Genomic DNA, 22559 nt, shown 5'->3' on the forward strand with positions numbered 1-22559 from the left:
GGTGTACGGCGTACACCTTGCAGTTGCCGCTCACCCTAGGTGTACGCCGTACACTCGTCAAGGCGGGATGCACCCGCGCCGCCGTCCCGGGAACGGATCGAGGGAGAAGCCCACATGCCCGAGCAGCCGCAGGAACCACGCCGGATCCCCTTGAGCCGGGACCGGGTGCTGCGCGCCGCCGTCGCCTTCGCCGACGGCTCCGGCATCGAGGCGCTGAGCATGCGCCGGCTCGCCCAGGAGCTGGGCGTCGTACCGATGGCGCTCTACAAGCACGTGGCCAACAAGGAGGAGTTGCTGGACGGCATGGTGGAGGTCGTCGTCGCCGGGATCGGGGGCCGGGCCCCCGGATCCGACTGGAAGAGCGCGGTCCGCGGGCGGATCCTCGGCGCGCGCGGCGCCCTCCTCGCCCATACCTGGGCGGCCCAGGTGATCCGTTCACGCACCGGCCCGACCCCGGCCGTACTCGCCTACCTGGACTCCGTGATCGCGATGTTCCGGGCCGGCGGCTTCTCCCTCGACCTCACCCACCACGTGATGCACGCCCTCGGCAGCCGGGTGCTGGGCTTCACCGAGGAGCTGTTCGACGACCCGGCGAGCACCGCACCGCAGGACGAGCGGGCGCAGGCGGCCGCGTACGAGGAGATGGCCCGGCGCTACCCCCACGTCACCGAACTGGCCCGGTCGGTGGCCCACGACCGGGGTTCCGTCATCGGCACGGGCTGCGACGACGGGTTCGAGTTCGAATTCGCGCTGGACCTCCTCCTCGAGGGATTCGAACGTCTCCACGCGCAGGGCTGGAGGTCGGCCCCTTAGATCTGGGCCAGCTCGCGCACCGTGGCCATGTCGCTGAAGGGGAGCAGCTTTTCGCCGACGATCTGGTGCGGTTCGCTGCCCTTGCCGGCGATCAGGACCGTGTCGTCGGGGCCCGCCTCGGACAGGGCGAAGGCGATCGCCCGGCGGCGGTCGGCATAGCGCCGGAAGGGGGTGCCGGTCGCCGTGAGGCCGGGGGCCACCTGGTCCAGGATGGCCTCGGGGTCCTCGTTGCGGGGGTTGTCCGAGGTCAGGACGCAGAGGTCGGAATGGGTCCCGGCGATCCGGCCCATCTCGACCCGCTTGGAGGTGTCGCGGTCCCCGCCGCAGCCGAAGACCGTGATCACCCGGGCGCGGGCGAAACCCCTGATGGTGGTGAGGACCTTGTCCAGGGAGTCCGGCGAGTGGGCATAGTCCACGATCACCGACGTGCCCAGCGGGGTCCGGAAGCGTTCCAGCCGGCCCGGGACCGGCGGCATGCGGTCGAGCGCGTCGACCAGGGCGCCCAGCTCGTGCCCCAGCACGTGGCAGGCCGCCACGGTGGCCAGCGCATTGGCCACCGAGAAGCGGCCGGGGACGGGAATCGAGGCCGGGTAGGCGCGTCCGTCGTGATGGAGGGTGAACCGCGTGCCCGAGGCAGTCACCACGAGGTCGGTGGCCCGGTAGTCGGCCGGACGGTCCAGGGCGTACGTGGTCACCGCCCCCGGCATCATCGACACGATGCCCGCGCCCACCGGGTCGTCGGCATTGACCACCGCACGCCGGCACAGGCCCTGGAAGAGCCGCAGCTTGGCGTCCCGGTAGTTCGCCATCGTCCCGTGGTCGTCCAGATGGTCCTGCGTGAGGTTGGTGAAGACCCCGACGTCGATGAACGTCCGGTCGACCCGGTGCGTCAGCAGTGCCATCGAGGTGGCTTCCAGCACCACGCCGGCGGCCCCGCGGTCGCGCATGTACCCCAGCAGGTACTGCAGGTCGGGAGATTCCGGTGTGGTCAGCACCGATGGCGGCATGGGGATCGGCTCGTCGCCGATCCTGCTTCCGGCGGTTCCGATCACCCCCACGCTGGAGCCCTCGGCGATCCGCAGAACGGACTCGACCATGTACGAGATGGAGGTCTTCCCGTTGGTGCCGGTGATCGCCACCATGTCCATGTGCCGCCCGGGCTCGCCGAAGTAGCGGGAGCTCACCACCGCGGCGGCCGTACGCGTGTCGGGTACCCGGACGGTACAGGTGCCTGGGGGCCATGCCGCGGCCGGCAGGTCGGGTTCACGGCCGTCGACGAGCACGGCGGCGGCGCCCCGGGCCAGCGCGGGCGAGACGGCGCCGGGGCCGCCTTCCCGGTGCCCGGGTACGGCGATGAAGAGCGAGCCCGGCATCACCCGGTCGGCGTCGAAGGTGGTTCCCGCGGTGATCAGCGTTGTGTCCGGATCACCCTGGAGAACGTGGTGCTCCTGCCCGGCCAGCAATGCGCTCAGCTTCACAATGATCCCTTCGAGGGGGCTCGGGCCCGGGCGTGCGGCCGTAGCCAGGCGGCAGCGCCGGCGGCATGCCGGGAAGCTGCTGTGGTGATGTGGAGCGGGGGAGGGCGCAGGCGCGAAGCGCTAGCCGTGGCCGTGCAGGGCCGTACGGCGCGTCTTGGGCGCCACGGCGAGGGCCGTGCCGGCCGGGTCGACGAGGGCCGCAACCCCGGCGGCCGGGCGCATCCCGAAGGCGGCCTGCTGCAGGCACTGCCTCGAGGAACGTGTGCGACCCATGGGCCGAGTGTACGGCCCGCCGGGCGGCCCGGGGATCGCCGCCGGCTCGGCCGACAGGGTCCGGAAGGGAAGGCGCGATCGACGGCACCGAGCTGCTGCCCCTGCCCTACGTTGAGCGCCGCCGACGCCTGGAGGTCCTTTCGCGGCCCGCGCACCGACCGCCCCGTGGACCCTGTGCCCCATGACTACGGACCCGGCCAAGGCCAGGGAATGGCTGGAGGACTGGACGGACGTCTCCGGGGGCGAGGGCCTGTCGCGGATACGGTTCGGAGTTGCCCACTGACCGCTGGGTGGCCGTCATGGTGAAGCCTGCTGCGGTGATTTCTGAGCCGGCCAACACGCGGGCCGGTTGAATTCAGCAGGACGCTGGTGCTGGCCTGGGCCTTGGCCTGCGAGCGGCAGAAGGGCACCGGCTGGGAAACCGCTCCGCCCGGACCCCCCCCGCCGCCGGGTCGGGGCGAGGCCCGGACCAGCCCTGACCGCGCGCCCTGTCGGTGCCCGACGCGGACCATGCCTGGCACCAGACTGTCTGCCTGGGTCATGCCCCCAGATCCTCCGTCACGGGCAGGCATTCGGCGAGCAGGCCGACGACGTCGCGCCAGGCTCGTTGTGCGTGCTGTGGGTGGTGGCCGACGCCGGGGACCGTGGGGTGGCCGACCGGCGGGTGGTGGAAGGCGTGCAGGGCGCCGCCGTAGACCGTGAGGCGCCAGTCGATGCCCGCGGCCTGCATCTCGGCGGTGAACGCGTCCCGTTGCGCGGGCGGCATGATCGGGTCTTCCGACCCGACCCCGGCCCACACCGGGCAGCGGATGCGCGCCGCCTCGCCGGGCCGGCCCGTGGTCAGCGCGTTGACTGTCCCGATCGCGCGCAGGCTGACGCCGCCGCGCCCGAGTTCCAGCCCGATGGCGCCCCCGGTGCCGTAACCGACGGCGGCTATCCGGTCGGGGTCGGTCCGCGGTTCGGTGCGCAGCACGTCGAGCGCCGCATGGCCGATGCCCCGCATCCGGTCGGGATCAGCGAGCAGCGGCAGGCAACGGGCCAGCATCTCCTCGGGGTCGCCCAAATAGCGCCCGCCGTGAAGATCGAAGGCCAGTGCTACGTATCCCAGCTCGGCGAGAGCATCGGCCCGGCGGCGCTCGACGTCGCTGAGCCCCGTGCCCTCTGGTCCGAGCAGCACCGCGGGCCGGCGGTCGACACCGGCCGGGAGCGCGAGGTGACCGGTCATCGTCAAACCGTCCGCCGGGTACTCGACCGTGCGCGTCGTAATCGTCGTCATGAGACTGGACCGTAGTGATCATCGAGTCCGGTCCGTCCGGTGTTCTGCCGCTGGCGGAACAGCGTGGGTGTCCCTCTGGAATACGGGGGCCGGGCTCAGGGCTTCAAGATCATCCCGTTGCCCCTCTGGCGCGTATCCCGGTCACACCACGGCGTCAGGCGTCGGCCCGCGGGCCCCTTGGGGCGGGGAAGACTTCCTCGCCCCGAGGGGCGAGGCCGCGGGCGGCGGGCCCCCTTTGGGGAATCTCGCGCCCGGCGGGCGCGCGTCCAAGCCTGCGGGCATGGTCCGGAACTGGTCGTGCGATACGCGACGAACGTGGAGCCGTCCCTGCGTTCGTGGTGGTCCGGCCGCCTCCGTCGGCGGGGGATTGTCCTGTGACCACCCCGCCGCCGGTGGACGCCGAGCGGCCGAAGGCCGGCGAGAGCGCCCGGATCCGCGGCTTCGGGGACGCCGTCCACGAGCCGCGTTGAACGTGTTCAGAAAATCTGACAGCATGAGCTCCGGAAGGGCCTTCCGGACCGGCGGCTGACGTGAATCCGTCTGCCTTCGGCACGAGTTGGCCATGAGATCCGGAGGTCGGCACGACATGATCATCGCCTTGCTCGTTTTCTTGTTCCTGGGCCTGATAGTGGCCGTCGCGCCGGGTCTGCTCGTCGGGTATGTCTTCGTCGCGGTGAGCGGCAAGCTGCCGCTCACCGTGAGGGTCTTGTTGCTGGTGGTCCTGGCGATGGGTGCGGCGGCGCTGTGGCTCGGACTGGGGGAACCCGCCAACGTCCTGCTGCCGCTGGCCATGTTGGTGTCGTTCCTCGCGACCCTCGCCTCGGGAGCCGCGTTTCTCGGGCTCGAAGCCCGCAAGCGGCGTGCACCCCGCTACCCCGCCCCGACGTGGCAGAGCTGGTAGCCGACCGCCCCCCGTTTCCGTACAAGGAGGGGCCGGGCCGGCTGAGGCCGCCGGGTGAGCGGTCGGCGGGGCCGGCCGGTGTTGAGGCCGTGCCAGGGTCCTGGTGCGCGGGTGGCGGCCGGGCAGGCTAGTTTGCTCGGATGAGTCTCCTTGATGATGTGGCCGAGCGCGACGGCTGGCGGTGCTGGGTGTGTGACGAACCGGTCGACCCCGATGAGTCGGTGAACGACCCGCGGGGGCCCAGCGTCGACAGCCGGACCGCCGACCGGAAGGCCAAGGTGGCCGAGCGGCTCGCGCACCGCGGGTGCAACACCCGCAAGGGTGCGGTCAAGGTGGTCATCGCCTGGCCGGAGCGCCTGTATGTAGTCGAACCCGCACCGCTGATCGCCGTCGCCGAGAGGCTGGAGCGCAAGGGTGGCCGCGAGATGGTGGGCCGTTGCCCGACCAGGAAGGACGCCCAAGAGGCGGCGGATTGGCTGGTGGACCGGTTCTCCCGACTGGTACCGGGAATGCCGGTGACCGCCGACATCCAGGCGGGCGGCGGCCAGTTCCTCGTCATCCTGGCCACCGGCCGCCGCTGATCGGGTCACAGGACAGGTTGTCCGATCAGGTCAACGCCCGGTACGGGACTGCCCTGACGCGGGAGTACGCCTCCCGGTGGGAGCAGGGCGCGCTCACGCCGGGCTCCTGCCCTGTGGTGCCCCGAGCACGGGGGCGAGGTCACCCCGGTGCTGGAGTGGCACGCGGGCGGCGGCCTGCGCTGCGCGCAGCTCGCGCGCGGATCCTGCGGTCAGGCGCATGAACCGTTCACGATGGCCGGGCTCCGGGCCGCACAGCGGCGTCGGAGGTCTGCCTGGGCTCCGGTCGGCCACAACAGCCGACCGCCACGCGATGTCCACGCCGGCAGGCCGACAGCTCGCGGCGCCCCGTCGCGCCCCTGCGGTTTTCCGCAGGGGCGCCGGGCGGGAACGCGCATACCGGCCGCGAGCTGCGCTTCCTAGGTTGGGGAGGGTCGTCCGGCGGGTCCGCCGGGGGACCTTCCCCTGAGACCTGGAGCGCTCATGACGCCGTTCTCGACCACTCTCGCCCAGGAGCCGGCCGGCGGCATCGCCGGCTGGGCGGCCGGCCTCGTCGACACGCTCGGCGGGCCGGGCGCGGGCCTCGCCATCGCCCTGGAGAATCTGTTCCCGCCGCTGCCGAGCGAGGTGATCCTGCCGCTGACCGGCTTCGCCGCCGGGCAGGGCGTGCTGAGCCTCGCCTCCGCCCTGTTCTGGACGACGCTGGGTTCGGTGGTGGGCGCGCTGGCCCTGTACGGGATCGGGGCGCTCTTCGGCCGGGAGCGGATGCACGCGCTGTGGGCGCGGCTGCCGCTGGTGAAGGTCTCGGACCTGGAGCGGACCGAGGCGTGGTTCCGGCGGCACGGCGCGAAGGCGGTGCTCCTGGGCCGGATGGTGCCGATCTTCCGCAGCCTGATCTCGGTGCCGGCCGGGGTGGAGCGGATGCCGGTCCCGCTCTTCCTCCTGCTCACCACCGTGGGCAGCCTGGCCTGGAACAGCGTCCTGGTCTTCGCCGGCTACGCCCTCGGAGACCGTTGGGAACTGGTCGAGTCGTACGTGGGCGTGGCCTCCAAGGCCGTCGTCGTCCTGGTCCTCGCGGCCGGCGCGACCTGGCTGACGGTACGGCTCCGGGCCCGCGGGGCGGCCGCCCGCCACCGGCGCGCATAGGGTGAGGGCGTGAGCGGGGGCGAACGGGGCGGCGCGAGAACGCGGTCGGCGGTCCGGCGGACGGTGGGGGTGCTCGCCGGATGCCTGACGGCGCCGGCCGGCCTGCTGTACCTGCTGCTCGCCGGGGTGCCGCTCGGCGCCTTCCTGCTGTGGCCGCGAACGCGGCCGTACGCCCTCGGGGTCTACGGCTCCGGCGCCCGGCGGCTCGTGGAGGTGGAGCGCAGGCGGCGGACCTGCTTCTTCGGCGACCGGTTCCCTGAGACGTACGGGGGCGAGGGCGTGGTCCGCCACCTGGCGGTCCGGTCCTGGTCGGGGCTCATGTGCGGGGTCGTCCTGGCGCTGCTCGGCTTTGGCCTGGTGCTTGCGGGACTGCTGGCAGGCGGGGTGGTGCGCGGGACCATCGGGACCGCGGAGCTGCTGACGCAGCTCGTCCTCGGGGGCGTCCTGCTGTTCCTCGGCCTCCAGGGACTGTTCGCGCTGACCGCGCTCGACGCCCGGCTGGCCCGGGAGTGCTTCGGGCCGTCCGAGCGGGAGCTGCTGCGGCGCCGGATCGACGAGCTCTCGGTCAGCAGGGCCGCCGTCGTGCGGGCCGTGGATGTGGAGCGGCGGCGGATCGAGCGCGACCTCCACGACGGGGTGCAGCAGCGGCTCGTGGCGCTCGCGATGCTCATCGGGCGGGCACGCCGGGGCGGTGGGCGGGATCCGGAGCGGGCGGCGCAGCTGCTGGGCCAGGCGCACCGGGAGGCCCAGGAGGTGCTGGCCGAACTGCGCGAGGTGGCCTGGCGGGTGTACCCGTCGGCGCTGGACAGCCTCGGCCTGGAGGAGGCGCTCGGCGGGGTGGCGCAGCGGTGCGGGCTGCCGCTGCGGATCGCGTACGAGGTGGCGGCGCCGCTCCCACGCCCGGTGGTGACAGCCGCGTACTTCGTCGTCTCCGAGGCCGTCACCAACGCGGCCAAGCACTCCGCCGCCTCGGCCGTCTCGGTGCGGGTCGCGGGGCCGCCCGGCGGCCCGCTCACCGTGCGGATCGAGGACGACGGCCGGGGCGGCGCGGATCCGGCGGGCAGCGGCCTGACCGGGCTGCGCGGACGGGTCTGCGCGCTCGACGGCGTCCTGCGGATCGACAGCCCCCTCGGGGGCCCCACCACCATCGTCGCGGAGCTGCCGTGCGTGTGATCCTGGCCGAGGACTCGACCCTGCTGCGGGAGGGCCTGGCCCGACTCCTGGTGGAAGAGGGGCACGAGGTCGTCGGGGCGTTCGGCGACGCGGTGACGCTGGTCGCCGAGACGGAGAGGCTCCGCCCCGACGTGGCCGTCGTGGACATCCGGATGCCGCCGACCCACACCGACGAGGGGCTACGGGCGGCCGTCGAGATCCGCGAACGGCTGCCCGGGACCGGCGTCCTGGTCCTCTCCCAGCACGTCGAGCGGAGCTACGCGGCCCGGCTGCTCGCGGCCGGCGCGGAGCGGGTCGGCTATCTGCTGAAGGATCGGGTGGCGCAGGTCGAGGAGTTCCTCGACGCGCTGGAGCGGATCCACGCGGGCGGCGCGGCGATCGACCCGGAGGTCGTACGGCAGCTGGTGGTGCGCAGCGCGCACGCCGATCCGCTGGCCCGGCTGACCCCGCGCGAGCGGGAGGTGCTCCAGGTGCTCGCGGAGGGGTGCACGAACACGGCCATCGCGCGGCGGCTGCACCTTTCGCTGAGCGCGGTGGAGAAGCACCTCAACTCGGTCTTCGACAAGCTGGAGCTGCGCGGGACCGAGGGCCATAGCCCACGGATCCTCGCGGTGCTGCGGTATCTGGAGGCCTGAGGGTCGTCCCGTATCGGTCCGGGGCGGCGGCAGGCCGGCGCGAGCGGGGCCGTGCTCTTCGCCCGGTGACCGGGCGCGCTCCGGTCGATTGGCCGGGATCGACTCTCGCCGATGGAGTGCCCGCCCCATCGCGGACCTGCGCAAGCCGCGGCCTCACCGTGCGCCGACCTCGCCCCGCTCGCGCACCGGGCCAGCAGCTCGGCCAGGTCGTGGCCCTCCAGGAACTCCCTCACCAGGAACAGCCGGCCGACATCACGCCCGACGTCATGCACCGTGGTGATCCCGGCGTGCCGCAGCCTCGCCCCGATGGTGGCTTCCCGGCGGAAGCGGGCCACGGCCTGGGTGCTGTCGACGTCCTCGCGCAGGACCTTCACCGCTACGGGGCGCTGGAGTTCCTCGTCCAGGCCCTGCCAGACCTCGCCCATGCCGCCCCGGCCGATGCGCTCGACCAGCCGGTACAGGCCGGCCAGACGGTTCCCTGCTTTCCACAAGCACCCCCGCGTGATCACGTCCCCGTGCCCGCGTTCTGCCCGGCCGCCACCTTCCGGTCCGGGGCGGTTGGTCGCGGGGTGTGGCCGGCGCCGTCCGCGGTCGCGCTGTGCCGGTACGGCGCCGAGTGGACCGCGACCAGGCTCCGCCGGGGCCTCGCGGCCGACGAAGCGGAGCACGACCGGCTGCTCGGCATCGCGGGCCGGCTGCGGCCGCCCCGACGTGGAGTTCACCGCCCCGTAGAGCGAACGAGGACAGGGTTGTCGAAGGGCCGCCGCCTCGACGGGCGCAGGCCCTTCGCCATGCCGAGTCACGTGCCGCCGAGCCGGATGGACTTGCCGGTGGGGCAGAAGGCGACGTGCTCCTGTCTCATCCCGGTCGGTTGTCCCTCGCGGGCATTCATGCTGCCCCCAGCAGTGGCGTTGTGCCTCTCCTGTGCCCCTGGCCATACCAGTAGCGTCCTTTGGGTAGACTGTCTAACCGCGGGGAGTGGGCGCCGTGCCATTGCGCAAGGACCGGGAAGAGGCCGAAGCCGCGACCAAGGCGAACCGACGCGCACCGGATCCAGACAGGGGCCAGCAGGTCGCGCCGGGACTCCGACCGGTCAATCCGGCCATGGCCGCGGCCATGCAGCGCTCGGTGGGCAACGCGACACTCGGGCAGATGATCGCGCAGGGCCCGGCCGGGTCCAAGGTGCCGCACGCCGCTCCCGGTACGCGCGGCAAAAAGCGCACCCAGGACGAGGTCGTCGAGCGCGGCGACAGCCCCCCGGCCAACCAGCAGAAGACCGAGGCAGGAGCGGCCACCCGGGCCACCCGCAGCGGCAAGGCCGGCGCGACACCCTCGGTGAAGGGCAAGGAACAGAGGGCCGAGGAAGAGATCGGCAATCCGACCCTTGTCTTCACCTCCCGCTACGACGGAGACGAGGAGCAGTCGCTGAACGGCAACAACAACATCGGCTTCGAACAGACGGCAACGCTGCGCCGCGCGGACGGGATGCAGACGCCCGCGGCAGACGCGTACGACTTCTGGCAGGAGGTCTCCGACGAAAGCCGCCAGATCGTTCCGACGTCGGTGAACTACCAGCCCAAGAAGGCCCCCCGCCGCGCCTGGGGCGTGGACGGCCCCTTCCGCCCCCCGTACAACGATGAGGACGGCAACATCATCAACGCTGCCGACCGGATCACCTTCGTCGACAACCCCGGCTTCTCCACCACCACACGCATGTCGGCCGGCTACTTCCTCGTCGACTACACCGTCCGGTTCCGCTGGAAGGTCCGCAAGAAGCAGGGCGGACGCTTCACCAAGGCCGAGCCGTTCTGGGAGAGCGACGAGATGGTGCACCGCGTCACGTCCGCCTTCGACGCGGCGAACCCGGAGGAGGCCGTGCAGGTCAACCACCACGCGGCGGGCAACCGCACCTGGAACGTACAGCTGCCCAACTGACCCCGCCGACGCGGCAGCGCGCTCACGCCCCCACATGATCCGAGCCCGGAGCAGGCCCTGCCTTGATCCTCAAGTTGTGCGGCGGGGGCGTGGAGTGGTCGATTTCCTGTACGCCCCGCCCCGCCGCGACCACCAGACGCACGACCCGGAAAGCCGGGCGACACGGCCCACCGCGTGCTGGAGTGCCCTGCCTGTCGACCCGGCGGGTACGCGAACCGGGTCCCGAGCAGGGTGAACCCAGAGGCGAGGCCGCGGTCCTGGAACCCTGGGAGGACCGGTTCCACGGTGGACAAGGGCTATGACACGGCCGGACCGGCCGGTCAGTACCGGAACAGCACTCCGCGCCAGGTCCATCCCGCGTTGAGGACCATGGTGCGCAGTGGATCCCTCACATCCCGTGTGTCGAAGCGCAGCGTCTCGACCTTGTGCCGACGGCCGTCGGCACCACGCCGGTACTCCCACTGCCGGTACACCTTGAAGCCCCCACGGCCGTACTGCTGACCGGAGTCGTGCGACGGCTCCCACCGCTCCTCCAGGACGAGCACCTCGCACTTCGCCGGCACCAGGCGCATGCGGGTCTTGAGCGTCAGCTTCGCCTTCGGGATCTTGCACTCCGCCACCAGGTCGGCCTTCTCCTTGGGCAGGGCATGGCGCACGATGAACGGTACGTTCCGGCTGTTGAGCGCGAGCAGTGCTTCCCGGAGCTCCATGGCGGGCACGGAGGCGACACCGCTGTCGGGGTACTTGGTGCCGGTCCACTTGTCCCAGAGGCGGCCCATCGTCAGACCCCCGCCCTGGAGTCCGAGCGCACCGTGCGCACGAAGTCCTGGAACTCGCCCAGGACGCTGTCGTGCTGGGCCTCGGTGGCGGTCAGAGCCAGCCGGATCATTGCCCGCCTGTGCGGGTCCTCGGTGTCCAGGACGGCCAGATAGACCTGGGGCTGGACGAGGTTCCGGCGGGCGTCGCCGGCGACGGCCGAGAAGCTCAGCCGCTGGGTCAGAGCAGGTGCGTCGGCGGAGCCGACCTCGTGGCGGTGGACCACCACGACCGGCTCTGCAACCTCGCGCAGGCGCTCCGCCGAGGCGTCGGCGACCTCGACGAGCGTCACCGAGTCCTTCAGGAATCCGCCGTCGATGGTGATGTTGGCGTTGAACCCGGCGTCCGCCTGCGGATGCACCGCGGCGAACGCCACGTCCGAGGCGCCCCCGTCCGGAGGGGCAGCGACGAGCCAGCCCTCCGGCAGGCGGAATTCGATCGGCACCGGCAGTGTCGTGGGCATCTCGGGCCCTCCTTCCACGGAAACGTGCATCAGTCGAGCAGCCAGTCCTTGAAATCGCCGGCGGTGTCGCCGACCGCGTCACCGGCGGCGTCGGTGAACTTCTCCGGATCGAAGGTGAACTCGAGCCCCAGTTTGACCGTCGAGTAGCGCCCCGGGCGGTCAGTCGGCCTTGGCGGGTTCCTCGGCTCGCGCCCGGGTGGAGGCGAGCGGGTAGGAGTCGGTGCCGATTGCGGTGATCGTGCCGCCCAAAGTGAGACGGTAGACGATGGCAGCGCAGAGACAGGGATCGGTGAACGTCTCGTACGTGGTGGAAGGAGAACCGGCCAACCACCCGCAGGTCGCCGAAGCCGCCATCGTCGGCGTACCCGACGCCGACGGCCATGAGATCGCCTGCGCCGTCGTTGTCCCCCGCAAAACCCCGCCTTCCCTCGCCACCGTCCAACGACTTGTGGCCGACGACATCCCTTTGCCCCAGGCAGCGACGATCCGGCGCGGGACCCGGCTCCTGTCCGACATCGGCCGACACCGGCGCATGGGCCACCCGGAGCCGGATACCTTCCGTCTCGACGTCTCGACACGTCCCGCACACTCCACGAGCAGGAAACCCAAGCCGACGCCCCGGGCCACGCTTCTTGAAACTCCCCACTTCGCTGAACACCGGAGCGAGTGATGCGACTAGCGGAGCGTCCCTGGCCGTTTCCAAGGCCGTGGCGGACATTTCGTGACGGTCATGACGGCTGGGCGAGGACGAGGGTCCGCAAGAGAGCGAAGGAAGCTCGGGCCGTTTGGTGCGGGTGTCGGAGGAGACCCGCTCGTCGTCACCTTGCAGCCCGGTCGTCGCTGGTGCCTCCGCGGTCTAGCGCGTGTCTCTTTGATGGATTGGTCAGTTGATCGGATGTGTCTGTCCGATTAGTGATCACTGATGCGATGTGGGACCGGATCGAGCCGCTGATGCCGGCCGATCCGGTCCGTGGACGGCGGTGGGCCGACCACCGGCGCACCCTGGAAGCCATCGCGTGGAAGTACCGCACCAACTCGCCCTGGCGGGACCTGCCCGACGAGCTCGGGTCGTTCCAGACCGCTCACAAACGGCTGGTCAGATGGGCCGTCGATGGAACCTGGGAACGGATCCTGGCCTCGGTCCTGGCCGCGGCGGACGCCGCCGACGACATCGACTGGACCGTCTCCGTCGATTCGACCGTCGTCCGAGCGCACCAGCACGCCGCCGGAGCACTCAAAAAGGGGCGGCGGGACGCCGGGAGCCGGCCGATCACGCACTCGGACGCTCCCGCGGAGGCCTGAGCACCAAAGTCCACCTGGCGGCCGACGGCCGGGCCCGCCCCTTGGCCTTCACCGTCACGGCAGGCCAGGCCGGTGACGCACCTGCCTTCGAGACGGTGATGGACCGTATCCGCGTGCCCCGCACCGGTCCGGGCAGGCCCCGAACCAGGCCCGCGGTCGTCCTGGCCGACCGCGCCTACTCCTCACGCGCGATCCGGGCCCATCTGCGGCGCCGGGGAATCCGCGCGGTCATCCCGCAGCCGTCCGACCAGATCGGCCACCGCCAACGGCGAGGCCGTCACGGAGGCCGCCCGCCCGGCTTCGACCGCGAGGCCTACAAGCAACGAAACACCGTCGAACGCTGCATCAACCGCCTCAAGCAATGGCGCGGCCTGGCCACGCGAACCGACAAACTCGCCATCGCCTACCAGGCCGCACTCCACCTCGCCGGCATCCTCATCTGGACCCGACACTGACCAAAGAGACAGAACCTAGGAGGCGCCTGTCTTGTCGTTGATCTGGAAGGTGATGACGTCGACTTCGTCGGTTCCCGCCAGATCCGGGTAGTGGCCCTTGAGGCCTTCCCGGAGTTCGGTTGCGGTTGTCAGCCCCCCGGCTTGGGCGTCCTGGTCGGTGAGGTCGCTGACCAGGCAGTGCCTGATGCCGGTCACCTCGGCCGGCAGGACGACTTCGGGGTCGCTTTCGAACACCAGCCGTGCCGGCCCGAGCTGGGCCGGGTCCCGGAAGCGGATGGTCTTGGTCTTGGCGCCAGAACGGACGTCTCCAAGGTAGCGGGGGTTGAACCGGATGATCGGGGGACCGGCCGTCTCGGGATCTTGGTAGAGCGACGGGTCGAGACCGTTCATGCCTTCCGGGGTCCATCGCTGAGTCAGCGGCATCAAGTCGGCGGCGAGAACGGACCTGGGGCCCGCGGGCGTGGGCACGATGACGCGCATGGTGGGGTAGTAGTCCACGAAGACCTGCCGATCGCGCCCGCACGGGCCGATGACACCGCGCCCGTGGTTTCCCACGGCAACGATGCAGCGCATCTGGCGGGCGCCCTGGGCTCGTGCGGCTCCCAGAGCCACGAGTTCGGCACAGGGTCCGCCGGTGAAGTGGTAGAGGTTCACGCCAGCGAACATCCGGTAGTCGGCGGCCATGACCGCGGCACCCATCGTGTGGATCCCGTCTTCGTCGGGCCCGGCGTCGGTATGCGCGTCTATGGTGCGGCGTGCCAGCTCCACGAGCTCACGCTCGTCATCATTGAGAGCTCGTGCAGATGACGGTACGTACACGTTGTCAGCCTTCCCTTTTGTCAGCAGTCGCCGAAGATCATTCCACGCCACGCAGGTGGGTTCCACGGCATTTCGGCTTGCCTTGACCGGGCCCCTACGGTGGTCCCGTGGGCAGGGACGGAGGGGCCCGGCTGAGGCTGGTCGTGGTCACGGACGGGCGCCCCTGAACCCCGCCCCTGAACCCGCCGCAGAGCCCTGGCACCGGAGCCGGCCGCCTGTCCCGGCGCCGGGGCCAGGGCTGAGCCGTCTACGGGGCAGGACATCCGGACCGGCACACCGGGCGGCGCCGCGTCACCGAGGGGGACGTGGCCAGGCCCCCCGGGGCAGATCTGCCGGCCGGTCGTGCACCGGATCTCGGCGACCGGACCCGGTCACCCACCAGCTGCGCGGGCGGCACCCCGCCTTCATGGACGGGAGCCTGCCCGAACCCGCCGGCCGCGGACGTTTGCGATCACTCGTCCGGCCGCGTTCGGCCGGGTCCTGCGCGGCCCCGGCCGGCCTCCCACCCCAGATTCGGAGGCATCCGTACCCAACCGCGCGCGAGGGCGGTCTCCAACCGCCCGATCCACCCGCCGGCGTGCGGCGTGCGGCGTGCGGCGTGCGGCGAGCGAAGGGCAGGTCATGACCGAGCGCCCCAACATCCTGCTGATCGTCACCGACGAGGAGCGCGCCTCCCTGCCCCGGCCGCCCGGGTTCTCCCTGCCCGCCCGGGAGCGCATCGCGGCCCGGGGAACCACCTTCGAGCGCTACTACACCGCGTCGGCGCAGTGCAGCTCCGCGCGATCGGTCATCTACACGGGGCAGCACCTGCCGCTCACCGAGATCTACGACAACGACAACATGCCGTACATCCGCCCGCTCAACCCCGAGCTGGGCACGCTCGGCACGATGCTGCGGTCGGCTACACGACCTACCAGGGCAAGTGGCACCTGTCGAACTGCTACATCACCGCGGACAACCCCGGACCCACGACGGACGCACTGGAGCCCTACGGGTTCAGCGAGTTCAACGACTGGGGCGACATCGACGGCGGCGCCTGGGCGGGCCTGAAACTCGACCCGGTGATCGCGGGCCAGGCCGTGCGCTGGCTGCGCAGCAGGGCGCCGGTCGTGAGCCAGGACCAGCCGTGGTTCATGGCCGTCAACTTCGTGAACCCGCACGACATCATGAGCTTCGACTACGGCGGCCGTTCCCAGGTCCAGCTCCCCTTCGGGCTCTCCCACGCCGTGGTGACCCGGGCAGCGGCGAACATCCCCGTATACCAGCGGCGCTGGGAGTTCGACCTCCCCACCAGCCTGCGCGACGACCTCTCCGGCGAGGCACCGGCGGTGGCGGAGTACGCCAAGGTAATAAACACGGTCTTCAAACCAGTCGCCAACAACCAGCACTGGTACGACGGCGTGAACTTCTACCTCAACGCCATCCGTGACGTGGACCGCAGCGTCGAGTTCGTCCTGGACGCACTGGAGGCCTCGGGCAGGCGGACCGTACGGTCGTCGTCTTCACCTCGGACCATGGTGAGATGGCGGGCTCCCACGGCCTGCGCCAGAAGGGCAACCTCATCTACGACGAGAACTTCCACGTCCCGTTCATGATCGCGCACCCCGACGTGGCCGGCGGAGCCCGCACCGAAGCGCTCGCGTCCTCCGTCGACATCGCCCCCACCCTGCTGGAGATCGCCGGGCTCGACGCCGCACAGACGGCCACCCGCCACCCGGCCCTGAAGGGCCGGTCACTGATGCCCGTGCTCCACGGACACCCGGTGCGCGAAGGCATCCTCAACGCGGTGGAGTCGATCACGACGCTGGACGCCTCGTTCTGGTTCGAGTTCGCCGACCCCGAGGCACCCAAGCGCATCGCCTCCGGCGACCTGCGCCCCGACTGGAACAAGCGGGGCTTCCTGCGCGGCTACTCCGACCAGCGCTACACCATCGGCCGCTACTTCTCCCCCCTGAACCCCAACCGTCCGTCCACCACGCAAGCCCTGCTGGCCGAGAACGACGTCGTCCTCTACGACCGCGAGCAGGACCCCGCCGAAATGCAGAACCTGGCCGCCGACCCCGCCAACCGAGACCTGGTCGAACGCTACCGGGCCCTGCTGGAGAATCTCATCGACGTCGAGATCGGCACCGACACCCACACCTGGGTCACCGAACGGCCCCGGCTGCTCGGCTGGCCCACCTGGCACGGCGACACCGACCACCCCGCCGCCGTCACGACCGCAACCCGACACTGACGCTCCGCCGCTGCCCAGGATGCTGCTGTGGGTTGCCACTCGGTCTCGTTGGTGCTGGCGAACGCCCGACACCCGGTCCGGTGTCCTACTCGGAGCCGAGGCTCCGGAATGTCTCGGCGTGCGCAGTGGCCCACTGCGCGAAACTCCGGGGAGGGTGGCCGGTGACACGCTTTCAGGTCAGTACATGACCTGTTTCCCGAGCCCGGGAGGTGACCGGCTGTCACGATGCGGCCGGTGACGGGGACACCGGTGCCCGGGATCCTGAGCCGCTCAGTACCTCGTGGCCTAGGGTCTGTTGCGAAAGTGGATCTTGTTCGTTCATGATCACGTCTTGTGGGACGTGGAGATCTGACTAACAACCAGTGGGCCCGGCTTGAGCCGCTGCTGCCGCAGGGCATCAAGCCGGGGCGTCCGCAGGTGTGGACGCGGCGGCAGTTGATAGACGGCATACGGTGGCGGACCCGGACCGGCGCTCCGTGGCGGGACGTGCCCGAGCGATATGGGCCGTGGGATCGGGTCTACGACCTGTTCCGACGCTGGCAGCGAGACGGAACCTGGGCCAGGATCCTCACCCGGCTTCAGGCCGAGGCGGATGCGAACGGCCTGATCACCTGGGACGTCAATGTCGACTCCACCGTCTGCCGGGCCCACCAGCACGCCGCCGGGGCGGCGAAAAGGGGGACCTTCAGAAGGAGCCGCCCGGCGGAGTCTTCGTTGAGCCGGCAGACCATGGCCTCGGACGTTCCCGCGGCGGGCTGACCACCAAGATCCACCTTGCCGTCGAGCAGGGGCAGAAGCCCTTGTCCGTGGTGATCACGGCCGGGCAGCGGGGTGACTTCCCGCAGTTCGAACCGGTCTTGGAGGCGATCCGGGTGCCCCGGCTCGGCCTGGGCAGGCCGCGCAAGCGCCCGGACCGGGTGCGGGCCGACAAGGCTTACGACTCCCGCAGCAACCGCTCCTACCTGCGCAGACGCGGAATCAAGGCAACCATTCCGGTGCCCGCGGACCGGGTCCGCAACCGGCTGGGACGCGGTTCGAGAGGCGGCCGTCCGCCGAAGTTCGACAAGGACGACTACAAGCAGCGGCACGCGGTCGAGTGCGGGATCAACCGCCTCAAGCGCCACCGGGCCGTCGCCACCAGGTACGACAAACTCGCTGTTCGCTACGAAGCGACAGTGCTGGTCGCAGCCATCAACGAATGGCTGTGACCAGCACTTTCACAACAGGCCCTAGCGGCTCCCAGGCTGTCCTGGCCGTCTATCGTGAAGGTGCTGCAGCACGCTGCCGCGGCCCAGGCCATAGCGATCCGCCCCAGTGCGGCTGGGAAGCGGGCCGCCATCGCAGAGAGGCTGCTAGGTTCACGCACCGACCTGGAACAGCTTGCCTCCAGCCCTGGGTGGCCGGTGCTTCGTGCGTTCACGTCGAAGAAGGCGGACTGGGAGCTGCCATCGGGCAGTGCGTGGAACCTGAAGTCGGGGCTCGTGCTGTCGTGGGATGCGATTGCTGCGTACAAGAAGACGGACTGGAATGAGCACGCAAGGCGCGCCGACCTGGACAGATGGGCGAGTCAGGGCGTCGTCCGGCGTGGGCTCGTCCTGGGCTGCTGCCCCTGCCCGATCTATGAGTTCTACCCGCTCGCTGAGATCACTCAAGCCTATTCGTGCCGGCGATGCGGTGGTGAGAACAGCCTGATCCAGGGACGGTGGAAATCGCCGCTCCCTGAGCCGAGCTGGTACTACGAACTGCACCCGGCGGTACGTGAACTCGTCGAGAACGACGGAGACGTACCCCTGCTGGCGACCCAGTTCCTTCGAACCCAGCACTGGGCCCGCCCAGCGCTGGTGTGCGAGGAGTTCGAGGTCCTCCGAAGCGGCAGCCCGTTCGTGGAGATTGACTTCGCCCTCGCCACGTTGGACCAGGTGTGGCTCGGAGAAGCAAAGAGCGGGGATGCCCTTGGGGGCAGTCCCAAGGAGCAGAAGCGCGAGGCATGCAAGCTCATTGAGGGCTGCGTTGCCCTTGGAGTAGGCGGGCTCGTCCTGGCCACGTCCAAGCCCAAATGGTCCGATGCAACGATGAGGACGCTCCAGCACGAAGTACAGGGGAGGCGGGTTGCTTCACGCGCTACTCCCAAGATCGTTCTTCTCGCCGGTCTCGGCACGAAACCCGACGTTACTGTGCTGGACGCCTGATAAACGCACCCGAGCTTGACCGTGGTCGAGGCGCTCCGGGGCGCGCCGGACGTCGCCTTCCCTGTGCGATGCGCCGGTTTTGTGTCAGTGGGGGTGGTGTCAGTGATGGGTCGTCAGTCAGGGGTGTTTGTGCTGGTGGTGTGAGTGGTTGAGGTGGGCGTCGCTGACATGTAGGTGGTGTCGGGTGTGGCTGTCACTGTCATGGGCTGGCACACCCCCGGGTGGTTTGCTGCCGTGGAAACGGTGTTTCTGATTCCTGTGGGGTGGTCCAGGGTGAGGCTTGGCCTGGTGCAGGGGGGCGGGCTCGGCGGCGGGAGTGGAGGGTGGGGGAGCGGGATGGTTTGCCTGATGCGGTGCGTGGGGGAGTGCGTGGGGCGGCGGTCGGCCGGTTGCTGGAGCTGCGTGAGACCGGTTCGCTGACTTCGGGGCATGTCCGGTTGGCTGCGGGGGCGTTGGGGGTGTCGGAGCGGACGGTGTGGCGGTGGCTCGCGGAGCCTGTTCACGCCGATGGTGCTGTACGCCTGCCCGGCGTGCGCGCGGCGCGGGCGGACCGTTTCACCGTTACCGCTGAGGTCCGGGCGTTGCTGGCCCTGTGGGGCGGGAACGTGGCGGCTGTGCACCGGGAACTTGCCGGCCGTGCTGCCCGGCAGCCGCCTGCTGGGACTGCGCCGTCGTTGACCACATTGCGTCGTGCGCTGCGTCGTGATTTGACTGCGGGGGAGCGGGCGGGGCTTGCCGGTGGTGAGCGTGAGGCCCGCAAGCATGATGTGTTCCTGGCCCGGCCGCGGGGATGGCGGAACCAGGTGTGGGAGGCCGATCACGTCCAGGCCCCGGTCCTGGTCGATGTAGAGGGCGCTGCGCGCCGGCCGTGGGTCACCTGGTTCGTGGACTGCGCGTCGAACACGATCATGGGTGTGGCGGTCACCCCGGGGCATCCGTCGCGGGAGTCGGTCCTGGCCGCGCTCCGGGCGGCCGTGGTGCGCGAGGAGCCGTTCGGGCCGCAGGGCGGACTCCCGGAGAAGGTACGCGTGGACCGGGGCAAGGACTTCCTGTCGAGGACGGTGACCGCCGCGTTCGACGCCCTGGCCGTGGAGGTGGAGGACCTGCCCCCGTACACCCCGCACCTCAAGGGCACCGTGGAGGGCTTGAACCGGGCCGTGGAGTCGATGTTCCTGGCCGCGCTGCCCGGCTACGTACGCCAGCCGCGTCCGGGCCGGCGCCGGACGCGGCCGACGGACGAGGTGCTCCTGGACTTCGAGGACTTCACCGCCCGCCTGTTGGACTGGGTGGCCTGGTGGAACACCTCCCACCACCCGGGACCGTTGAAGGGCCGGTCCCCGCTCCAGGTGTGGGAGGCGGATCCGACGCCGCTGCGCGAGATCGGCGCGGACGAGTTGTGGACGTTCACCCTGGAGGACGACGGCCGCGTCCGGGTGCTCTCCACCAAGGGCGTCCGTTTCAGGAACCGCGACTACGTGGCGGCGTGGATGACGGGCCTGGCCGGTGAGCGGGTGCGCGTACGGTTCATGCCGCACCACGATCACCGCATCGAGGTGTTCGACGCATCCACCGGCCGCTACCTGGGCCCCGCCGAGCCGGCCGACGCTGCGACGCCGGAGCAGATCAGCGCGGTGCGTACCGCGCGGGCGGCCCGCACCCGCCGGCTGCGCCAGGACTTGAGAGCTGCGCAGCAGGACCGCTACGCCGCCCAGGCCCGGCCGGCCCGCCCTGAGCGGTTGAACACTCTCACCTCACAGGAAGCGGGCCGGGAACTTGCCGAGGAGAAGACGGCGGATCTGTCGCGGCTGGCGTTGCCGGACCTGATCCCGCCAGCCGCGCCGCCCGCCGGCTGGCGCACCCCGCCTTCCCTCGCCGCCCGCACCCGCCCCGCCCCTGCGAGTGGGCCGACCGCCGACGAGCAGCCCCGTCCAGGCACTGCCGACGCCCACAGCCCCGGCACTGCCGCCGGCGCCGACACCACCGGCGAGGGAGAACCACGGTGACCGTCCCGACCTACCAGTACGCCGACCTCCCGGACGCCTGCGTGGTCGCCACCCGCGCCCTGCTCACTGCCCGGGAGAACATCGGCGACACCGTCGCCGCCCGCGCCATGATGTGCATCCACGGCGGCGCAGGCTTCGGCAAGACCCTCGCCGTCAACACCTGCCTGCGCGAACTCGAACCCGGCGAGGACATCCACAAGATCACCTTCCGTGCCCGGCCCACCGCCCGCGCGGTGCGCTACGAACTGTTCACCGCGCTCGGCCTGCCCGGCGAACCACCACGCCACCCCAGCGAATTCGACCGCCTGCTCAAGACCGCACTGGCCGAACACCCCCGCACCTTCCTGGTCGACGAGGCCCAGTGGCTCAGCGGGGAGGCATTCGAATACTTCCGCTACCTGTGGGACGAACCCGCCACACAACTCGCGATCATCTTCGTCGGCGGCGAGGGCTGCCACACCGTGCTGCACCGCGAGCCGATGCTGTCCTCCCGGATCTTCATCTGGCAGCACTTCACCCGCCTCACCCCGAACGAGGTCCTGGAGGTCGTCCCTCTCTTCCACCCCATCTGGCAGGACACCGACCCCGCCGACATCACCTTCGCCGACGAACACGCCGCCCACGGCAACTTCCGCAACTGGGCGAGACTGACCGCCCATCTGCGCACTGCCCTGGCCCGCACGGGGCGCGCACAGGTCGACAGGGAGGTTCTGCGGTGGGCCTTCAGCCGCCTGGGATGACCGCCGGCACGGCGGCCGCACCCAACAGCCCATCGACCGAACACTGCGGGCACCGTGCGAGAGTCCGCACGCTCCCGACACCTGGCCGCCACGACGGCGCCGGCTTCCTCCGTCCGATGAGGGGCTGACGGATGACGCAGGTGATCCGGGACGGCATGTTGTCCCATGCGGTGTTGGTGGAGCGCCTCCTCGCGATCGACGAGGCAGGCCGGCTGCTGGGCCCGCACCGTCACGCCGCGGCGCACCTTGCCCGGGTTCCGGTGAAGACGGTGACACGCTGGCTGTGGCAGGCACGCGACGAACCCCCGCCCCGGACCCCGCCCGCCCGCGCGGGATGGTTGTTGAAGGCCCCCGCCTGGGACGAGACGGTGTGGGCCCGGATGGACACTCTGGTGGCAGCCGAACACGATCTGAGGCGCGGCCGGAAGCCGGGTCCCCGCCCTGCCGCGGACCTGTCCACGCCTCTGTACCGGGCCCGCCGTTGCCCCTGCGAGGGCGACCATCCCTTCGTGGCTGGCCCCGACTGCGCTGCGGCGGGCGTGGACACGCTGATCCCCGAAGCGGACGTGGTGGTCACCGACGCCCTGGAACAGACCGCCTCCGCCCTGCGGCACGTCGTGGCCGCTGGCGGCGTGATGAACATCGACGGCGCCCCGGGGACCGGCAAGACCATCGCCCTGCAGTACGCCCTCGCCCGACTGCCGCCCGGCCCGGACGTGCGCCGGGTCCCGATACCCGTGGGCGCCACGATCGCCCAGCTACGCCACGCGATCGCCGGAGCACTCGCACTCAAGGTGCGCTCCGACAACCGGCGCAACACCACCGACCAGGCCCTGGCCACCGCGCTGCGCAGCCCGCACGTGCTGGTGTGCGACGACATCCAACGGCTGTCCCCGCCCGCCCTGGAATACCTCTGCCGCCTGGCAGCCGACCCCGGCGCACCCACCACCCTCATCCTGGCCGGAACCGGAAGCACCCAAGCCCTCCAGCGGATACCAGAGCTCGCCTCCCGCATCCTGACCCGCCAGCACATCCCGCCGCTCACCCCCGCTCAGGCCCAGGCCGTCCTGCCCGCCTTCCACCCGCTCTGGGGCAGGGTGCCGCCACAGCACATCGCCCGAGCCGACGAACGCTGCGCACGGGGCAACTTCCGCGCCTTCGCCCAGATCACCGCCCACGTCATCGACGCCGTCCTGACGAACCCCCTCGGGTATTCCGGCAGCGCCCTGGTCGAGGCGGCATGCCGCCGGCTCGGGGGCATCTGAACGGCCTCACTCCAGGGCGCCGCTGTGTGGGGCGTTCATGAAGTGCAGCGTCAGTGCCGTGGG

General features: G+C 70.9%; 22 protein-coding genes and 2 pseudogenes. 16 read left to right on the top strand and 8 right to left on the bottom strand.

The genetic code is table 11. The features are described 5' to 3' along the window. Nucleotides 1–114 precede the first annotated feature (114 nt). Nucleotides 115–813, top strand: coding sequence for a TetR/AcrR family transcriptional regulator C-terminal domain-containing protein (locus OG444_RS39695; protein WP_327260070.1), 699 nt, complete (start codon nucleotides 115–117; stop codon nucleotides 811–813). Here the strand turns inward: OG444_RS39695 and OG444_RS39700 are convergent. From OG444_RS39700 to OG444_RS39710, 3 genes are all read right to left on the bottom strand, one after another. Beyond that, nucleotides 810–2291, bottom strand: coding sequence for a UDP-N-acetylmuramoyl-L-alanyl-D-glutamate--2,6-diaminopimelate ligase (locus OG444_RS39700; RefSeq protein WP_327260069.1), 1482 nt, complete (start codon nucleotides 2289–2291; stop codon nucleotides 810–812). The genes OG444_RS39695 and OG444_RS39700 overlap by 4 nt on opposite strands. Before the next feature lie 120 nt (nucleotides 2292–2411). Then, entirely contained in the window at nucleotides 2412–2564 is a 153-nt protein-coding gene (locus OG444_RS39705) for a hypothetical protein (RefSeq protein ID WP_327260068.1), read from the bottom strand. Between the two features lie 538 nt (nucleotides 2565–3102). Beyond that, complete coding sequence (locus OG444_RS39710) at nucleotides 3103–3840, bottom strand: dienelactone hydrolase family protein (RefSeq protein WP_327260067.1); 738 nt, start codon at nucleotides 3838–3840, stop codon at nucleotides 3103–3105. A 598-nt stretch (nucleotides 3841–4438) separates the two neighbouring features. On the opposite strand from OG444_RS39710, the gene OG444_RS39715 reads away from it, so the two are divergent. The 5 genes from OG444_RS39715 (at nucleotide 4439) to OG444_RS39735 (ending at nucleotide 8273) form a co-directional block, all read left to right on the top strand. Next, complete coding sequence (locus tag OG444_RS39715; RefSeq protein WP_327260065.1) at nucleotides 4439–4741, top strand: hypothetical protein; 303 nt, start codon at nucleotides 4439–4441, stop codon at nucleotides 4739–4741. A 140-nt stretch (nucleotides 4742–4881) separates the two neighbouring features. Beyond that, nucleotides 4882–5322, top strand: coding sequence for a hypothetical protein (locus OG444_RS39720; protein WP_215140860.1), 441 nt, complete (start codon nucleotides 4882–4884; stop codon nucleotides 5320–5322). A 480-nt stretch (nucleotides 5323–5802) separates the two neighbouring features. Beyond that, nucleotides 5803–6465: a DedA family protein gene (locus tag OG444_RS39725; RefSeq protein WP_327260064.1), complete on the top strand. Its 663-nt coding sequence runs from the start codon at nucleotides 5803–5805 to the stop codon at nucleotides 6463–6465. Nucleotides 6466–6474: 9 nt separating this feature from the next. Further along, on the top strand, nucleotides 6475–7638 hold the full coding sequence (locus OG444_RS39730; protein ID WP_327260063.1) for a sensor histidine kinase: 1164 nt from the start codon (nucleotides 6475–6477) through the stop codon (nucleotides 7636–7638). Beyond that, entirely contained in the window at nucleotides 7629–8273 is a 645-nt protein-coding gene (locus OG444_RS39735) for a response regulator transcription factor (protein WP_327260062.1), read from the top strand. The genes OG444_RS39730 and OG444_RS39735 overlap by 10 nt, the downstream gene beginning before the upstream one ends. Before the next feature lie 194 nt (nucleotides 8274–8467). Here OG444_RS39735 and OG444_RS40890 read toward each other — a convergent pair. Further along, nucleotides 8468–9211: pseudogene (locus tag OG444_RS40890) on the bottom strand (protein kinase domain-containing protein); the annotation flags it as partial. A gap of 166 nt (nucleotides 9212–9377) precedes the next feature. Here OG444_RS40890 and OG444_RS39740 point away from each other — a divergent pair. Beyond that, nucleotides 9378–10208: a hypothetical protein gene (locus OG444_RS39740; protein WP_327260061.1), complete on the top strand. Its 831-nt coding sequence runs from the start codon at nucleotides 9378–9380 to the stop codon at nucleotides 10206–10208. Between the two features lie 320 nt (nucleotides 10209–10528). Here the strand turns inward: OG444_RS39740 and OG444_RS39745 are convergent, their stop codons facing one another. From OG444_RS39745 to OG444_RS39755, 3 genes and pseudogenes are all read right to left on the bottom strand, one after another. After that, nucleotides 10529–10987 carry a hypothetical protein gene (locus tag OG444_RS39745; protein WP_327260060.1) on the bottom strand — a complete coding sequence of 153 codons (459 nt, stop codon included), beginning with the start codon at nucleotides 10985–10987 and terminating at the stop codon, nucleotides 10529–10531. 2 nt (nucleotides 10988–10989) lie between these two features. After that, a complete protein-coding gene (locus OG444_RS39750; RefSeq protein WP_327260059.1) occupies nucleotides 10990–11487 on the bottom strand; it encodes a hypothetical protein in 498 nt (165 codons plus the stop codon). Between the two features lie 159 nt (nucleotides 11488–11646). After that, nucleotides 11647–11787, bottom strand: a pseudogene (locus OG444_RS39755) (IS21-like element helper ATPase IstB); the annotation flags it as partial. On the opposite strand from OG444_RS39755, the gene OG444_RS39760 reads away from it, so the two are divergent. Continuing rightward, a complete protein-coding gene (locus OG444_RS39760) occupies nucleotides 11753–12157 on the top strand; it encodes an AMP-binding enzyme (protein WP_327260058.1) in 405 nt (134 codons plus the stop codon). The pseudogene OG444_RS39755 and the gene OG444_RS39760 overlap by 35 nt on opposite strands. Nucleotides 12158–12384: 227 nt before the next feature. Further along, nucleotides 12385–13244 (top strand): IS5 family transposase gene (locus OG444_RS39765; RefSeq protein WP_442810733.1). Its coding sequence is split into 2 segments (ribosomal slippage): nucleotides 12385–12745 and nucleotides 12745–13244, totalling 861 coding nucleotides; the frame shifts between segments, so codons are not numbered across the junction. Between the two features lie 15 nt (nucleotides 13245–13259). Here the strand turns inward: OG444_RS39765 and OG444_RS39770 are convergent. Further along, nucleotides 13260–14012 carry an ASCH domain-containing protein gene (locus tag OG444_RS39770; RefSeq protein ID WP_327260057.1) on the bottom strand — a complete coding sequence of 251 codons (753 nt, stop codon included), beginning with the start codon at nucleotides 14010–14012 and terminating at the stop codon, nucleotides 13260–13262. Between the two features lie 818 nt (nucleotides 14013–14830). Between OG444_RS39770 and OG444_RS39775 the strand changes: the two genes are divergently transcribed. The 7 genes from OG444_RS39775 to OG444_RS39805 all read left to right on the top strand — a co-directional run bounded on the left by OG444_RS39775 (nucleotide 14831) and on the right by OG444_RS39805 (nucleotide 22496). After that, on the top strand, nucleotides 14831–15658 hold the full coding sequence (locus OG444_RS39775) for a hypothetical protein (RefSeq protein WP_327266619.1): 828 nt from the start codon (nucleotides 14831–14833) through the stop codon (nucleotides 15656–15658). Then, a complete protein-coding gene (locus OG444_RS39780) occupies nucleotides 15586–16299 on the top strand; it encodes a sulfatase/phosphatase domain-containing protein (RefSeq protein WP_327260054.1) in 714 nt (237 codons plus the stop codon). The genes OG444_RS39775 and OG444_RS39780 overlap by 73 nt, the downstream gene beginning before the upstream one ends. 333 nt (nucleotides 16300–16632) lie before the next feature. After that, nucleotides 16633–17507 (top strand): IS5 family transposase gene (locus OG444_RS39785; protein WP_442810442.1). Its coding sequence is split into 2 segments (ribosomal slippage): nucleotides 16633–17023 and nucleotides 17023–17507, totalling 876 coding nucleotides; the frame shifts between segments, so codons are not numbered across the junction. A gap of 60 nt (nucleotides 17508–17567) precedes the next feature. Beyond that, nucleotides 17568–18488, top strand: a complete 921-nt coding sequence (locus tag OG444_RS39790; RefSeq protein ID WP_327260052.1) for a hypothetical protein — start codon at nucleotides 17568–17570, stop codon at nucleotides 18486–18488. Nucleotides 18489–18853: 365 nt separating this feature from the next. Beyond that, nucleotides 18854–20491, top strand: a complete 1638-nt coding sequence (locus OG444_RS39795) for a transposase (RefSeq protein WP_442810735.1) — start codon at nucleotides 18854–18856, stop codon at nucleotides 20489–20491. Continuing rightward, the gene (locus OG444_RS39800) at nucleotides 20488–21231 is read left to right on the top strand and encodes an ATP-binding protein (RefSeq protein WP_327260049.1); all 744 of its coding nucleotides are present in this window, start codon (nucleotides 20488–20490) and stop codon (nucleotides 21229–21231) included. The genes OG444_RS39795 and OG444_RS39800 overlap by 4 nt, the downstream gene beginning before the upstream one ends. 131 nt (nucleotides 21232–21362) lie before the next feature. Then, nucleotides 21363–22496, top strand: a complete 1134-nt coding sequence (locus tag OG444_RS39805; protein WP_327260048.1) for an ATP-binding protein — start codon at nucleotides 21363–21365, stop codon at nucleotides 22494–22496. Nucleotides 22497–22559: the final 63 nt, after the last annotated feature.

This window comes from Streptomyces sp. NBC_01232, assembly GCF_035989885.1.
In the GTDB taxonomy this organism is placed as follows: Bacteria; Actinomycetota; Actinomycetes; order Streptomycetales; family Streptomycetaceae; genus Streptomyces.